Raw genomic sequence first — 13,730 nt, 5'->3', positions numbered from 1 at the left:
GTCGAGGCCCTTGGAAACATCGTCACCGTGCTCCGCGACGCGGACCCCGCCGACAAAGCCGAGATCTACCGCCAGCTGGGCCTACGGCTGACATACCACCCGGAAGCGCAAACGGTGCACGCTGAAACCGATCTCAGCGCGCACCGTGGGCCTATGGGTCGTGTCCGAGGGGGGATTCGAACTCTTGTACGCATCATATGAGCACCATTTCAGGGTGCACATGCTCATAGATTACGGTACGGCCAGGGTTGACTCAAGCCGGCGCGCTCATCACCTTCCGCAACCATGCATAGCAGTTCGGGCGCATCGGTCTCTGCTTGTCTGGCGCCTCGCTCTATCATCGAGTGGCAGGTTTGAACGCGTGGCCATCAAGCTAAAGTCGACCCGCTCGCGTCCCGGCGAGTCTCAGTCGGTCGACGCTGACGGCAGCCCGTATCGCTCGCGTTCTTCGGCAGTCAGCGCTCGCGGTTCTCGGTCTTCGACCGAGCGGTTCGCGTGGTCACCGCATACGTCCCAGCTTAGGATCCTGCCGTCGTTGTAGGTGACAATGAGGGTGTCTTGCCAGGACAGGCTGCTAACAATCCCGTCTGGCGTGTCGAGCACGCCGAGGGACCGCCCGTCTTGGGTGTACCAGATGTAGAGCGTGTCATCGTCGCTGATGGATGCGAGCAGGTTTCCGTCGGGTGACCAGCTAAGTTGACGGACGGCACCTGTGTGGCCGACACAACGCATGCTTATGTCCCGCTGCACCACGTTCCAGATCTCGATCTGGTTGCCGACGGCGGCAGCGAGTCCGGTGGAGTCTTTCGACCAGGCCAGGGCCGCTACCTCGCCTTCCCCGTCGGTTTGCCACTGATGGGCGAGGGTGTAGTTATCTCCTCGCCATAGGCTCACGCTGTGTTCGCTGACGACCGCCGCTATAAGGCCTGAGTCTGGGGACCATGCAAGCGTTCCCCCGCTTTCTTCGCCTCCGTCGAGAACTGCTAGGCGCTGCGCTTTAGTCACGTCCCACACCGAGAGGGCGGGTAGCGTTCTGCCGAAGAAGCAATGCGTATGGACGGCCAGCCGTGAGCCGTCGCCGGACCAGGCTAGTCCGTAAACCCACGGTAATGGCGTCGATGTCGTTGTGTGTTTCGGGATTGGTCGTGGACGAGCACCCCACTGTGCTCGCAGGACACCGGATCGCGCGTCCCACACCGTGACCTGTTCTTGCATGGCGGTGGCGACCAGGTCACCTAGCGGCGAGTACGCGATCGACATGCAGTCGTCGTCTCCGAGCCTCAACGAGAGCGTCGCCTCGTCCGTTTCGATGATCTCCGGCGTCGTTCCCGTCCGCTTTACGGCGGCTCGTTTGTGCTCCGGCGACCATGACACTTCTCGCAGGCTACCGGTGGGCAGGCGGCGAAAGCTTCGGCCGACAACATCCCAGACCTCCACCTTGTGGAATGAGCTTCCCAGGCCGATTCGCTTGCCATCGGAGGACCAAGCGATCGTGCTGATTTGGTGAGGACGTGCCCGCCGCTCGACTGTCCGTCCCGTGGCGACGTCGATCACCGCCACGCGGTGTTGGTGTCGTGTTCGACGCACGGCGTAGGCGATGACATCCTCGACGGGCGACCACGCCATTGCTTCGGCCAAGCCGGGAGGCACGCTTTCGGCGGCTTGGCCGGTATCGGTGTCGTAGATCCACAGAGTGCGGCGTTCCCGTGCGAGGGTCGCAGAGCGGCGCATTGAGAACGCCGGAGCGGCTGAGACCGCGAGGCGAATTCCGTCGGGCGCCCAGCACAACACCGGGTCTGACCACGCTACCTTCTGTCGCAGGACCTCCGACGTCTGCTCGCCGATGCTGATCACGAGCAGCAGATCATCTGAGGCGATGGCCAGCCGGTCACCTTGAGGGGACCATGCCGTGGCGTGAACACTTGTGGCTGGGACGCTCGTAACCAACCCTGGTACGTCATCATCTAAGCGATAGACGTCAACGGCTCGGTAGTCGAACGTTCCCGCGAAGCAGACGTCACCGCCCCACGAGACCGAGTCGAACGATGTCAGGAGACTCCCTCTTCGCCTGCCCAGGTTGCGGCCGTCCGCGACGCGCCACAGCATGACGCCTCGATCGTGCTCGGTCAGGGCATGGGTTCCGGTGGCACTGAGCAGGGTGTGACCGCACGCATCTGAGTCAGTGGCGAAGGCGACCCCGGTAAGGCGGCCGGTGTCGTCCCAGGTGCAGACGCGGCCCATCTTGTCGGCGGTGCGCAGTCCTTGGTTGTCGGGCAGCCAGACCGCGGAGGTGATGCCGGTGGTGTGTCCAATGGAGAGGTGCCTTGTTCGCGGTGTGGCGGTCAGGGCCCATCGCGTCATCGTCGCCGCAGGGGTGGGTGGCAACTCGTGTAGCGCGGTGTGGGCGAGCGTCACGGCTAGTTCGTGGTCCTGTCGACGCACCTGTTGCGCGAACTCCGCAACGCGCTCGGACTGTCGGGCGCGAGCCTGGTGATCGGTCTCTCGAGAGGCGTCGAGTAGCTGGCGGGCTGCGGTGGAGAGAGTCGCCTCGGCTGCCAGCGCCAGGGCATCAGCGAGCGTTTGGCCGCGTAAGAGGTCGTCTGTCTGTGGGTTCGCTTGCCATGCTGCCGCGCGGTGTTCGAGCCGGGTGATGCGGTGCAGGCGCTCCTCATTGGCGCTGATCAGAGCGGCGAGTCGTAGCCACTGGCGGAACAGTGCGTCGTGGGTCAATTCAAGGCAAGTGCCGTCCTCGACATCGGTGATCAGACGGGCTGCCCTGAACTCTTCAAGGATGTGGGCGGCGGTGGTATCGAGGTCGGCTCGGCGGATCATCCGTCGTACGGTTTCCTTGCCTTCCATAGCGATGCCGTGCAGCAGAGCAGAGTCGACGGTGTGTTGGGGGTAGCGCGCGGTGAGGGATTCGTAGATCTGCTCGGCGTGAGCTGCGATGGCACCACCCACCTCCCCGGCCTGTTCGTACTGGGCCACCGTGACGTGTTGGCGGTCGGACTGTAGGTGCAGGCGTTGTAGCAGGTGGCTGAGCAGGGGAAGCGCGTCACCGACCGTGGCGTCGGCGGTCATGCGGTCGATGAGGTCGTCCTCGAACGTGAGTCCAGCAGCCCGGGCAGGCCCCGCGATGGCCTGTCGAATGCGGGCCGGGTCCAGCAGGCCGATGGCCACCGGCCGGGTGATGAAGCCGGCCTGCTGATCGGTGAGCCGGCGGCGGAACTCGGGCCAGATCGCCACCAGTATGCGAAGTTCCGGCAGCACCGTAAGCGTCCGGGTCAGCAGGCTCCACCACTGGGCTCGATCTTGCCCGTCGGTCATCGTGTACAGGTCTTCGGCTTGATCGACAACGAGCAATACGGGGCCGCGTGCGGCGGCGAGGAAGCTTGGCACAACCTGGAGTGGGGCTTCCGGGGAGGCGGCTTCTTCGCGCAACAGTCGCGCCGTCTGCAGCACAGCGGTCGGGCCAGCCGCCAATGCAGCGGCGAGGCTCATGAACGGATCGGCAGCCGGGCGAAGCGGACCCACCACAGTCCACCGCCGTGGTAGTCGAGCGATGACGCCCGCGCGGATCAGCGATGACTTGCCCACTCCCGACGGACCGACGATAGCGACGATCCGCGTCGCTGGCGCCGACCCCGAGCGCTCCAGCCGGTGCAGCACGTCGCTTGCCTCGCGGTCGCGGCCAAAGAACACACCCGCCCGCTCCCCCGTGAACGGCGCGAGGCCAGGGTACGGGCTTTCCGCGCTCCGCCACGTGACCGCCGTCCGGCGGTGCAGGAAGTACCGCCAGCCGAGCCACAGGACAACGCAAAGCGGAAGCCACAGGTAGGCGTAGTCAAGGACAAGCCGCCACGGCCCATGCCAGCTATCCGTGCGCGCCGTCACGATGTTGATAGCCAGACCGACGGCGATCGTGCCCAGCAGGGCACCGGACTCGCGACGGTACTCCCCTGGCGCTCGCCCCACCTGATCATCGCACTACGAGAAGGTGATGCTCGCCAGAGCGTGACGGATAGCCGACAGAGACACCAGCGTGGCCGGGACTGGACTCAGACCCTGACCTGACTAAACCCCGGAGTTCGATCAGCGGCACTGCGACCAATGGTTCACAGTGTGACGTGCTGCTCTCCATGCGGCTGACCGAATCACCCACCGTCGCAGCTTCCTCATGACGTGATGAGGTGCCACGGCTTGCCGAGGGCGACACGACGGAAGGCGTCGATCTCGCGTAGGTGGGCGTCGTGGACGTACGGGACGAGAGCGGCCTTGCTGGCGTGCAGGCAGGCGCGGTATCCAATTTCGTGCAGCGGGTGTCCGTCGGGCGGTGCGGGGCTCTCGGGATCCCAGCCGACGATGGCGCAGATGCTCTGCGCGGTGCGTCGGGCGTGGGGACGGGCGATGGCCCAGGCCGGCTCGGGGTACATACCGCGCAGGCTCCATAGGTCGCTGCGGTCAGGGATGGTGGGAATCTGCTCGTGGTCGGTGGTGGTGCCGGCCAGCTTGTCGAGCCGGTTGCGCAGGCTCTCGCGACGCCCGGCGATCGCGATGTTGTCCGTCAGGGCCGACTCGGTGAGCCACGAGACCGCGTCATTGTGCTCGGACGGGCCGAGCCCGGCAGCGGCGACGGCCTGCGCCGCGGCGGCGTCGAAGTCCTGCCAGAACTCGTGCGAGCCGACGCCACACGGCCACCAGTCGAGATAGGTGTCCTGGTCGGTGATCGGCTGCCGCCCACGCCTCTCGCGCTAGGAGTGCCCGCCTGATCCGCCACGGTGGTCGTCGAGTGGAATCATGGCAGGAACCTGCGCACGTCTATGTTCTGGCACAGTGATTGGGGTGAGTGCGGCAGAGTTGATCAGTCGGCTTCTTCAAGCCAAAGCGCATCTTGACCAGGCTCGGGAACTGATGCGAGCTGCCGGCTCCGAGCTTCACCAAGCACGGGCGTTGATCCGAGCGGCGCTGCAGGGCGCCGCCGATCACAGCACTGCCACGATGGTGGACCGCAGCTCACAGCAGCTCGATGGAGCGGGCATAACGGTCGGTCAGTCAGCGGACAAGGTCGAGGAGATCCTCACGCGGGTGCGTGGGCTCGGCGGTCTGGGAAACTGACCGCGGGTGGCGGCGGAAACCGCCGACCACCCGCACCTGCGGACCCACCGCAGGCAGTCCTTCGGGCGGCCGCAAGTCTGACACGTCGCAGCGAACCGCAGGACAAGACCGAGGCGTTCCTCCTCGCCGACGGGGCGATCATGCGCGATCCTGACTTCTCCGCGGAGCCAGACGGCCGGCTGCGCAGCCGGCAGATCCGGGTGGGCAGGCTTCCCGCCGCCGGAGTGGGACTCAAACCGCCGCTGGCTCAGGCCATCGTGATGGACCACGCCGAGGCGCAGGCCGCCGCCATGCTGCGTCGTGCCGGCAGCCCATCAAGGGCCACGCTCGTGCTCAATCACACCCCCTGCAACGATCCGATCAGACCCCTGGTCTGCGAAAAGATCCTCGCCGCGATCCTGCCGCACGGAACACGCCTGACGGTGTTCCTCACCGACGGCGACCGGACATGGCTCCATAAGCTATACGTCGGAACAGGAGAAGGGATCCGGCGATGAGCATCGACATCACCTGGGGACGCGGCGACGGTGCCGCGTCGGTCAGCACCGTCGCCGACCTCGACGCCACACTGGACACGATCGGCCGCGCCCACGCCGAGCAGCTGCCCTATTGCGTCACCCTCATCGCCCCAGGCGGAGGCGAGTTTCCCGTGATGCTCGACATCTGCGTCGGGCACCCTGAACGGTCGTTCGTCTATCACGTCGCTGCCGACGGCAGCAGCGCTTGGGGATACCAGCCAGACCTCGAACCCGGGCCCACGTTCACCTTCGACTACGCCGGCACACCCACCGACGCGTGGCCCGAACGCACCCGCGTCACCAACACGACCGCGCGGCAAGCGGCACGACAGTTCCTCACCAGCGGCGGGCAACGACCCGATGCGCTGGCCTGGGAAGCCGTCGACTAGCTTCGAGCGTGGACGGCTCACAAGGCAGGTGCCACGACCGAGGTGGCGCTTGATTCGAGGGGCCTCGCCGCGCGCGGTGACCACGGAGCCTCCCACCCGCAGCGCCGCACACGGCCACTGCCCCTTAGTCACCCTAGGTGGGACGGCACACGTTGCCTGCGACCAGCCGTTGTCTATGTGACTGAGGAAGCAGCGGAGGACCTCACCGAGGACGAGCGGCACGGCAATCTCGACGTCGGCCTTGAGTTTCGCGACGCGGAGGCCGGCGGTGGTTACGCGACAGGCAGCGTTACCTCCATGATCTGTTGGACGCGCCTCGATAACCTTCGCACGTGGATCCTGCTATTGCCGCGGCCTGGTCCGGTGTCCTCGTCGCTTTCCTGGCAACCGCGGTCGCCTATTACCAGGCCCGACTGAATCGCCGGGCCATCGCCGCAGCCGAACGACAGGCGGCGGTCGCCGAAGCGGCTCTCCCGCCACCGCCACCGCCGGTTGGTTGGGAGGTACGACCAGCAGGTGCCGATGGGCACTGGGCGATCGTGAACATCGGAACCGAGGTAGCCCACAGCGTCGAGTTCGATCCAGATCGGTCTAAGAGTGTGCTCCGCCTCGACAGTCGAGCGCACCCTGTCCGGCCCGGTGCCTCCATCCCGATCAAATCGGTTGCGACCTGGGGCGCCCCGTCGATCCGTGAGATTTGGTTGCGGTGGGAGGGACACCCTGACTGGACAGCCGTGCCCGTACCGCCTGGATGGCACTAGATCGTCGGTGGTGAATTACTCACGAGGCGGCCGTCGCCCCGTGAGATGGACTGATCGATAATTTCTCGTTTCTGGTGCATGACCTCCTCTCGGGATCGGCCGGTCAGCGACACGATCCGCTGCACTAGGGCGTTGATCAGTACGGCTGTGCCTCCGACGAGCGGGGAAGCGTCGACGGTCGCGGTGTCCGTCGCGTCGTCGAAGGTGGCCGTGACACAGCCCATCTCGCCGAGGCGCGCGACGGCCAGATCCAACACCTCGCCGGCGTCGTCATCCGGCCGCGAACTGTCGAAGGTGGCGACGGCGTCGAGCAAGACGTGAGCGGCGAGCCGGCCCACTCCGGTGTCGCTGTTCGTCCTCGGCCGAGAATGCCATAACTGGCGGTGCTCCTGGATGTTCGACGTACCGTTCAACCGCTGCGGCAGACGGGCACGGGCCGTTCTGGTAGAGGCACCACCTCGCTGCTGACGGCGTCACCACCACGCAGAGACCCTCCGCGCATTGCTGTCGTCGAGCTGACAGCAGCGCAAGAATCGGAGCAGGTCAAGGCAAGATGCCCAGGTGGAGGCCCGATCTCTAAATCGCTACGCGGCCGCTGCCGCCATCGTGCTCAGCAGTGCTGCCGTCATGATCAGTTTGGTTGCCATGGTCGCTGTAACGGCGACCTACACGGCGCCGAGCGACCGAGAGCAGCCCAAGATTACCGACTGGATGCAGGCGTGGGGCAGCATCGCCGCCGTGTTCGCCGGACTGCTGGCCGCTGCTGCTGCGGGCGCGGTGTTGAGGCAAGAACGGAAACGCAATGAGGAAGCGCGCCTGCAGCGCATTGAGGATCGACAGGAGGCTGGGCTCGCCGAAGCGAGCGCCGTCATCTACAGCCGGCTGCTCTTCGATCGCGGAGGACGAGGGCTCAGCGGCGTCCAGCTCGACGTGCAGAACTTCGGCCAGCGAGCGGTGATCGATCTGGACGTGGTGATCATGCTGCGCGACGGCCGCGAGTTAGTGCTTGATCGCGTACCGGTGGTGCCCCCCGGGGGTGTAAGCGTAAAAGTCGAAGACCGGAGGCTGGCCGAGGATCCACCCATCCCGTTCGCACTGGAAGACGGCACCGCGAAGGCGCTCCTGCATTTCGCCGACTTGGAAGGCACCAGGTGGAAGAGGTACGGCAAGGGGAAGCCCTTCCGCCTGCCACGAACGATGGGCGCTACCACCGGGAGCACGACCTGACCCAGCACCGCGGCGCGGCCCGGCAGGATCGCGCATGGCGGGATCATCTCGCGTCTTGGGCGTATCCGCCGCGGCCGGTCGGCCAGGGGCCGTTCTGCCGGCGGCGGCATTCCTCAAGCGGACAGGTGCAGCCGGTGGGCCAACTTGCCGATATGGGCCGTGGATTACGGCGATGGCTGCGGGTCGCTGTCCTCGATGGTCATACCCTCGCGGCGCGTACCTGCCGGGCGGTCACGGTCCGAACCTGGTCGGTTGCCTGCTGTAGATTGCACTGTCGTGCTTCTCCTGGCAGCGAACCCGGAACCCGTCGCGCAGCCCACCTTTTGGGAGAACCTCGTCTGCATCCTGTTCTGCTCGGCGGCTCTCTTTCTGTACGTGTGCTACTACTTCGGCTTCAAGATCGACGCTCAGTGCCTCGTCCTGACCAAGACCACCAGGAAGCCCTGCACCAAGGACGGCAAGATTCTCGTCGGCTGCCGACAACACAAGCGACAAAAGTTGGTGGCGTGGGTTCGCCACCTCGGTGCGGCTGGCTGGCTCGATCCGTGGCTCTACCGGTTGCACATCGTCCCGCCAGCGTTCGCGCCCCCGCCGCTGCAACCAGCGCCGGCAGTTGCTCACAGCGTCGCGCCACTAGTGGTACCCGAGACGCCCAGCAAACGCATGACGTTCGAAGCTCGGATCGCGCTGTGCGCGTTGACCCTCGCCGTCCTCCAGACGATCACAGCCCTCCTCGCCCTCGCCGTCGACCTCGCCTCTGGCACGTGAAGTCGATTCAATTTCCGATAGCTTCCTCGCACTCGCCGAGTGCTCCGCCTTGCCTGAGCGAGGAAGAGCGGTGGCCCGCCAGTTCTGCCAGAGGTTGATCGACGCACGCTCCTGCGCGGGCTCACCCAGTCGCCACTGGCCGCTACTGGGACCGCAGATGGCGCGCGTGCCGCGAAGAGCGCGTCATCCCTACGTTGGTGCGCTCCCCACCCCGCGTATGTAATGCTGCTGACGGCGAATCCATGACGCAAAAAAAGGGGGGAGAAATGGGCGATGTCCGTTTTACGGAAGGAATCCTCAATCTCGCCCAAGCCGGGCGTCACCTTCGGGTCCCGCGACAGACTTTTCACCGGTGGGCGCGTGGCTACCAACGCGGCGGTCCCCTGCTGCACGTCGCCGATGGCCGGCCAGACGTCCTGCCGGTCACGTTCATCGCTTTAGCCGAGGCACACGTGCTGGAGGCGCTGCGCAACGCAGGCGTGCGTCCGCAGAAGATCCGCCCAGCGCTGACCGAACTCCAGCGGCAGTTCGGCCGTGAGTACGTCCTCATCGCACCCGAGCTGGCCACTGACGGCATCGACGTGCTGTGGGACTTCAGCAAAACCCGCTCGGGCGAAGGGCTGATCGTCGGTGGCACCAACCAGCATGTGATCAAGGAGATCGTGGCCGATCACATGGAGTACATCGCCTTCGACCACGATGGGATCCCCGAGCAGCTGACGCTGTCCAACTGGCAGCCAGCCAAGGTGGTCGTCAACATGCGGCGGTCCTTCGGGCAGCCGATTTTCGCTGCGACGGGAACCCGGGTGGCGGACGTCGCCGGCATGATGAAGGCGGGTGAGAGCGCTGAAACAGTCGCGGACGAGTTCGGAATCGACATCCACGACGCCCGAGCCGCCGCACGCGTCCTCCTGGGCCGCGCCGCCTGAGTTCTACATCGACGAGAACATGCACGGCCGGTCGCTGCGCCGGTGCATTACCGACCTCGGCTACCAGGTGCACAGCCCCGCGTCCGTCTTCACCCGGGAACGGTTGGAGCAGGGTGTCAGGGACGAGGACTGGCTGCCGGTGATCGGCGAGAAGGGCTGGGTGGTGTTCGGCCGCGACCAGTACATCCTCAAGCGGGACCTGGAGCTGCAAGCCTTCCTCAAGGCCAAGGTGCACATGTTCCTGTTTCCCGGTGATGCCGCCCGGGACCACATCATCGAGCTGGTGCGGTTGAACCTGGCCCGGATCTGCGCGCTGGCGTCGGCCCGCCAGCCGAACGTCTACTGGCTCAGGCGTGACGGCGTGACGAGCTACGAACAGCGCTTAGCCGAGATTCACCGCCGCCGCCCATAGATGCCGCGTCGCAGGAGGTAGCGGCTTTCGCCGTACGACACCTTCGTCGCTTCTCGGGCGGGGGGACTTTCGCGCCCACTCGGGTCGTGTCGGCATGATGATCTGTAGCGCGAGGAGGTAGGGAGTGTCCGGGTCGTGTGAGGTGGTGGTCGTCGGGGGCGGGCAGGCCGGTCTGGCGGCGGGCTATTACCTGCGCCGCGCTGGCCTGGATCACGTCATCCTCGATGCCCAGTCGCAGCCGGGTGGCGCGTGGCGGCATGGTTGGGACTCGTTGAGGTTGTTCTCCCCGGCGCTGTACAGTCCGCTTCCGGGGTGGGGTATGCCTGGCCAGGACGGTGAGGACTTCCCGAGCGCCGGGCACGTCGTGGACTATCTGCGGGCCTACGAGCAGCGCTACGACCTCGCGGTGCGCCGGCCGGTCCGCGTGCGGGAGGTGCGTCCGACGGGTGCGCACCTGCAGGTGCAGACCAACGCTGGAGTGTGGTCGGCCCGGTACGTCATCTCCGCGACCGGGACGTGGCAGTGCCCGTACCTGCCGGACGTTCCGGGCCGCGAGGAGTTCACTGGCCGGCAGCTGCACACCGTCGATTACGCCTCGCCGGCGGAGTTCCGTGGGCAGCGGGTCGTGATCGTCGGTGGGGGCAATTCCGGGGCGCAGATCCTGGCCGATGTGTCACAGGTCGCCGAGTTCACGTGGGTCACTCGGCGTCCGCCGCGGTTCATGCCAGATGACGTGGACGGTCGGGTGCTGTTCGATGTGGCCGCCCGGAAGGCCTCCGGCGCTGGGGGCGGGGTGAGCGAGTTGGGGGACATCGTGATGGTGCCCAGCGTCCGCGACGCCCGCGAGCGCGGCGTGCTGCACGCCCGTCCGATGATCGCCCGGTTGAGCGCGCACGGCGTGTGCTGGGCCGATGGCAGCGAGCAGCCGTGTGACGCGGTCATCTGGTGCACCGGGTTCCGGCCGGACCTCGCCCACCTCGCGCCGCTGCTGCCCGGGTGGCGCCACGGCACTGCGCCCACCGACGGTACGAGGTCGACGGAGGAGCCCCGCCTCTACCTGCTGGGCTACGGGGACTGGACGGGGTCGGCGTCGGCGACGTTGGTGGGTGCGGGGCGCACGGCCAAGGCCACGGTCGCTGACATCAGCGCCCGACTCGCCGGGTAGCCCGTGGGACGATTCCGCCGCCGGCGCGGCCCGGGTTGCTGACCGGGACGGTTAGCGCGGAGCGGCGCCGGTCAGGGCAGGGCGGCGAGGTAGCGTTCGGCGTCCAGCGCGCTGGCGCAACCGGTGCCGGCGGCGGTGATGGCCTGGCGGTAGGTGTGGTCGACGAGGTCGCCGGCGGCGAACACGCCGGGCAGGTTGGTGCGCGTGCTCGGGGAGTCGACGATGACGTAGCCGTCGTCGTCGAGGGTGACCTGGCCGCGGAACAGGTCGCTGCGGGGGTCGTGGCCGATGGCGACGAACACGCCGGTGACGCCCAGGATGCGGGTATCGGCGGTGTGCACGTCGCGCAGGCGGGCCCCGGCCACGGCGCCGTCCTGGCCGAGGATCTCCTCGACGACGCTGTTCCACGCCACCTGGATCTTGTTATTGCTCAGCGCGCGCTCGGCCATGATCTGGCTGGCGCGGAAGGTGTCGCGGCGGTGGATGATGGTGACGCTGCGGGCGAAGCGGGTGAGGAAGGTGGCTTCTTCCATGGCGGTGTCGCCGCCGCCGACCACGGCGATGTCCTGGTCGCGGAAGAAGAACCCGTCGCAGGTGGCGCAGGCGGACACGCCATGGCCGAGAAGTTCCTGCTCGCCGGGGACGCCGAGGGGCCGCCAGGCAGAGCCGGTGGCCAGGATGACCGCACGGGCCTGGTGGGGTTGCTCGCCGATCCAGACAGTCTTGGTAGGGCCGGTGAGGTCGACGCGGGTGACGTCGTCGGTGATGAACTGGGCGCCGAAGCGGTCGGCCTGCTTGCGCAGGTTGTCCATCAGGTCGGGGCCGGTGATGCCGTCGGGGAAGCCGGGGAAGTTTTCCACCTCGGTGGTGGTCATCAGGGCGCCGCCGGACTGGCTGCCTTCGATGAGCAGGGGTGCGAGGTTGGCGCGGGCGGCGTAGAGGGCGGCGGTGTATCCGGCGGGTCCGGAGCCGATGATGATCAGGGGGTGCGGATCGGACACGAGAGGGCTCCTGCTCAGGGACAGCCGCCCGCCGACGGCGGGGTCGGCGGGCGGGGATGGGTGACAGGGTCAGGCGGCGGTGTGCAGCTCGGCCAGGAGTTGCTCGACCCGGGTCCGGATGTCATCGCGGATCGGGCGGACCGACTCGACGCCCTTCCCGGCCGGGTCTTCAAGCTTCCAGTCCTCGTAGCGCTTACCGGGAAACACGGGGCAGGCGTCGCCGCAGCCCATCGTGACGATGACGTCCGACGACTCCGCCGTGGCGTACTCCAGAAGCTTCGGGGTCTGGTCGGTGATGTCGATGCCCACCTCGCGCATGGCCTCGACGGCGGCGGGGTTGACGGTGTCGGCGGGGGCGGAGCCGGCGGAGCGGACCTCGACGGTGTCACCGGCGAGGTGGCGCAGCCAACCGGCGGCCATCTGGGAGCGACCGGCGTTGTGGACGCAGACGAACAGGACGCTGGGCTTGTCGGACATCAGGTGCCTTTCTGGCAGTGCGGTACGCGGAGCCGGTTGACCGGCGCCTCGTCGAAAAGCGAGGGCCGGGAGCTCTCGGGGTCGCTGTTGCGGTCGAGCAGCCGGTACCGGCCGACGTGACGAGCCGGGTTGAGGAACTCCCGGCGGGGCTTGTCCCCGCCACGGTGCTCGCTAGTGACGGTCATGCGCGGTGATCGAGTGCCGGGTCGCGGTCGTCAGCGGGAACGACCACCTGGTCGGCGGCCCTCCCGGCGTCCGGGTAGAGCGCAGCCAGCAGGCCGATGCCCACGACGAGGCCAACCAGTTGGGCGATGACGAAGCCGGGGACGGAGGCGGGGGCGATGCCGGCGAAGGTGTCGGTGAACGCCCGGCCGATCGTCACCGCCGGGTTGGCGAACGACGTGGACGAGGTGAACCAGTACGCGGCGCCGATGTACGCGCCGACCGCGGCCGGGGCGACGGGGGCGCGGCCGGAGCGGGCCAGGGCAACGACCAGCAGGATCAGGCCGGTGGTGGCGACGACCTCACCGAGCCACAGGTGGCCGGCGGCCCGGTCCTTGGCGGAGAAGTCGACCGCGGTGAGGTCGAACATCAGGTTCGCCAGCACCGACCCGGCGATCGCCCCGGCGACCTGAGCGGCCACGTAGCCGCCCAGGTCCCTACCGGACAGGCCGGTGCCGGCGCGGCGGCCGAGGAACCAGTCGGCGGCGGAGACCACCGGGTTGAAATGGGCGCCGGAGACCGGGCCGAAGATCAGGATCAGCGCGCCGAGGGCGAACGCGGTGGCGATCGAGTTCTCCAGTAACTGCAACCCGACGTCGTCCGGAGAAAGAGTGGTGGCCATGATGCCGGAGCCCACCACGGCGGTGACCAGCAGGGCGGTCCCGAGAAACTCGGCCAGCAGGCGCCGCCAAAGTGCGATGGTCATCAGTTGGTTCTCTCCTAGTGCGCTAACGGTGCGAGCCGAT

General features: G+C 67.2%; 15 protein-coding genes. 8 read left to right on the top strand and 7 right to left on the bottom strand.

From position 1 onward, the window contains the following. Nucleotides 1-405 precede the first annotated feature (405 nt). Nucleotides 406-3,975 (bottom strand): NACHT and WD repeat domain-containing protein, encoded by a 3,570-nt coding sequence (locus tag O3438_RS00385; RefSeq protein WP_269677968.1) that lies wholly within the window; start codon nucleotides 3,973-3,975, stop codon nucleotides 406-408. 200 nt (nucleotides 3,976-4,175) lie between these two features. Further along, nucleotides 4,176-4,433 (bottom strand): hypothetical protein, encoded by a 258-nt coding sequence (locus tag O3438_RS00380; protein ID WP_269677967.1) that lies wholly within the window; start codon nucleotides 4,431-4,433, stop codon nucleotides 4,176-4,178. A gap of 409 nt (nucleotides 4,434-4,842) precedes the next feature. Here O3438_RS00380 and O3438_RS00375 point away from each other — a divergent pair, with 409 nt between their 5' ends. The 3 genes from O3438_RS00375 to O3438_RS00365 all read left to right on the top strand — a co-directional run bounded on the left by O3438_RS00375 (nucleotide 4,843) and on the right by O3438_RS00365 (nucleotide 6,022). After that, nucleotides 4,843-5,115 (top strand): DUF6244 family protein, encoded by a 273-nt coding sequence (locus tag O3438_RS00375; protein ID WP_269677966.1) that lies wholly within the window; start codon nucleotides 4,843-4,845, stop codon nucleotides 5,113-5,115. 140 nt (nucleotides 5,116-5,255) lie between these two features. Further along, the gene (locus O3438_RS00370; RefSeq protein WP_269677965.1) at nucleotides 5,256-5,612 is read left to right on the top strand and encodes a DddA-like double-stranded DNA deaminase toxin; all 357 of its coding nucleotides are present in this window, start codon (nucleotides 5,256-5,258) and stop codon (nucleotides 5,610-5,612) included. Continuing rightward, a complete protein-coding gene (locus O3438_RS00365; RefSeq protein WP_269677964.1) occupies nucleotides 5,609-6,022 on the top strand; it encodes an Imm1 family immunity protein in 414 nt (137 codons plus the stop codon). The genes O3438_RS00370 and O3438_RS00365 overlap by 4 nt, the downstream gene beginning before the upstream one ends. A 757-nt stretch (nucleotides 6,023-6,779) precedes the next feature. Here O3438_RS00365 and O3438_RS00360 read toward each other — a convergent pair. Then, nucleotides 6,780-7,121: a hypothetical protein gene (locus tag O3438_RS00360; protein WP_269677963.1), complete on the bottom strand. Its 342-nt coding sequence runs from the start codon at nucleotides 7,119-7,121 to the stop codon at nucleotides 6,780-6,782. Nucleotides 7,122-7,344: 223 nt separating this feature from the next. On the opposite strand from O3438_RS00360, the gene O3438_RS00355 reads away from it, so the two are divergent. The 5 genes from O3438_RS00355 (at nucleotide 7,345) to O3438_RS00335 (ending at nucleotide 11,284) form a co-directional block, all read left to right on the top strand. Beyond that, entirely contained in the window at nucleotides 7,345-8,010 is a 666-nt protein-coding gene (locus O3438_RS00355) for a hypothetical protein (RefSeq protein WP_269677962.1), read from the top strand. Between the two features lie 276 nt (nucleotides 8,011-8,286). Continuing rightward, the gene (locus O3438_RS00350) at nucleotides 8,287-8,778 is read left to right on the top strand and encodes a hypothetical protein (protein WP_269677961.1); all 492 of its coding nucleotides are present in this window, start codon (nucleotides 8,287-8,289) and stop codon (nucleotides 8,776-8,778) included. A 242-nt stretch (nucleotides 8,779-9,020) separates the two neighbouring features. Then, nucleotides 9,021-9,707 carry a DUF433 domain-containing protein gene (locus O3438_RS00345; RefSeq protein WP_269677960.1) on the top strand — a complete coding sequence of 229 codons (687 nt, stop codon included), beginning with the start codon at nucleotides 9,021-9,023 and terminating at the stop codon, nucleotides 9,705-9,707. Nucleotides 9,708-9,726: 19 nt separating this feature from the next. Then, a complete protein-coding gene (locus O3438_RS00340) occupies nucleotides 9,727-10,119 on the top strand; it encodes a hypothetical protein (protein ID WP_269677959.1) in 393 nt (130 codons plus the stop codon). Nucleotides 10,120-10,243: 124 nt separating this feature from the next. Then, nucleotides 10,244-11,284, top strand: coding sequence for an ArsO family NAD(P)H-dependent flavin-containing monooxygenase (locus O3438_RS00335; protein ID WP_269677958.1), 1,041 nt, complete (start codon nucleotides 10,244-10,246; stop codon nucleotides 11,282-11,284). 71 nt (nucleotides 11,285-11,355) lie between these two features. Here the strand turns inward: O3438_RS00335 and trxB are convergent, their stop codons facing one another. From trxB to O3438_RS00315, 4 genes are all read right to left on the bottom strand, one after another. Beyond that, the gene (gene trxB, locus O3438_RS00330; protein ID WP_269677957.1) at nucleotides 11,356-12,285 is read right to left on the bottom strand and encodes a thioredoxin-disulfide reductase; all 930 of its coding nucleotides are present in this window, start codon (nucleotides 12,283-12,285) and stop codon (nucleotides 11,356-11,358) included. 69 nt (nucleotides 12,286-12,354) lie between these two features. Continuing rightward, nucleotides 12,355-12,762 carry an arsenate reductase ArsC gene (locus O3438_RS00325; protein WP_269677956.1) on the bottom strand — a complete coding sequence of 136 codons (408 nt, stop codon included), beginning with the start codon at nucleotides 12,760-12,762 and terminating at the stop codon, nucleotides 12,355-12,357. Continuing rightward, nucleotides 12,762-12,947, bottom strand: a complete 186-nt coding sequence (locus O3438_RS00320; RefSeq protein ID WP_269677955.1) for a hypothetical protein — start codon at nucleotides 12,945-12,947, stop codon at nucleotides 12,762-12,764. Before O3438_RS00320 ends, O3438_RS00325 begins: the two co-directional genes overlap by 1 nt. After that, the gene (locus tag O3438_RS00315) at nucleotides 12,944-13,690 is read right to left on the bottom strand and encodes an MIP/aquaporin family protein (RefSeq protein WP_269677954.1); all 747 of its coding nucleotides are present in this window, start codon (nucleotides 13,688-13,690) and stop codon (nucleotides 12,944-12,946) included. The genes O3438_RS00320 and O3438_RS00315 overlap by 4 nt, the downstream gene beginning before the upstream one ends. Nucleotides 13,691-13,730: the final 40 nt, after the last annotated feature.

It is taken from the genome of Micromonospora sp. WMMC250 (genome assembly GCF_027460215.1).
Classification (GTDB): domain Bacteria; phylum Actinomycetota; class Actinomycetes; order Mycobacteriales; family Micromonosporaceae; genus Micromonospora; species Micromonospora taraxaci.
The sequence above is the reverse complement of the archived record's forward strand: the minus strand, read 5'-3'. Positions and strand labels throughout refer to the sequence as shown.

Bases quoted from the DNA above. Each gene is read 5' to 3' on its own strand.
- O3438_RS00380 (WP_269677967.1), bottom strand. From the start codon at position 4,433: ATGTACCCCGAGCCGGCCTGGGCCATCGCCCGTCCCCACGCCCGACGC.
- O3438_RS00340 (WP_269677959.1), top strand. From the start codon at position 9,727: ATGCACGGCCGGTCGCTGCGCCGGTGCATTACCGACCTCGGCTACCAG.
- O3438_RS00315 (WP_269677954.1), bottom strand. From the start codon at position 13,690: ATGACCATCGCACTTTGGCGGCGCCTGCTGGCCGAGTTTCTCGGGACC.
- O3438_RS00370 (WP_269677965.1), top strand. From the start codon at position 5,256: ATGCGCGATCCTGACTTCTCCGCGGAGCCAGACGGCCGGCTGCGCAGC.
- O3438_RS00325 (WP_269677956.1), bottom strand. From the start codon at position 12,762: ATGTCCGACAAGCCCAGCGTCCTGTTCGTCTGCGTCCACAACGCCGGT.
- O3438_RS00320 (WP_269677955.1), bottom strand. From the start codon at position 12,947: ATGACCGTCACTAGCGAGCACCGTGGCGGGGACAAGCCCCGCCGGGAG.
- O3438_RS00365 (WP_269677964.1), top strand. From the start codon at position 5,609: ATGAGCATCGACATCACCTGGGGACGCGGCGACGGTGCCGCGTCGGTC.
- O3438_RS00345 (WP_269677960.1), top strand. From the start codon at position 9,021: ATGACGCAAAAAAAGGGGGGAGAAATGGGCGATGTCCGTTTTACGGAA.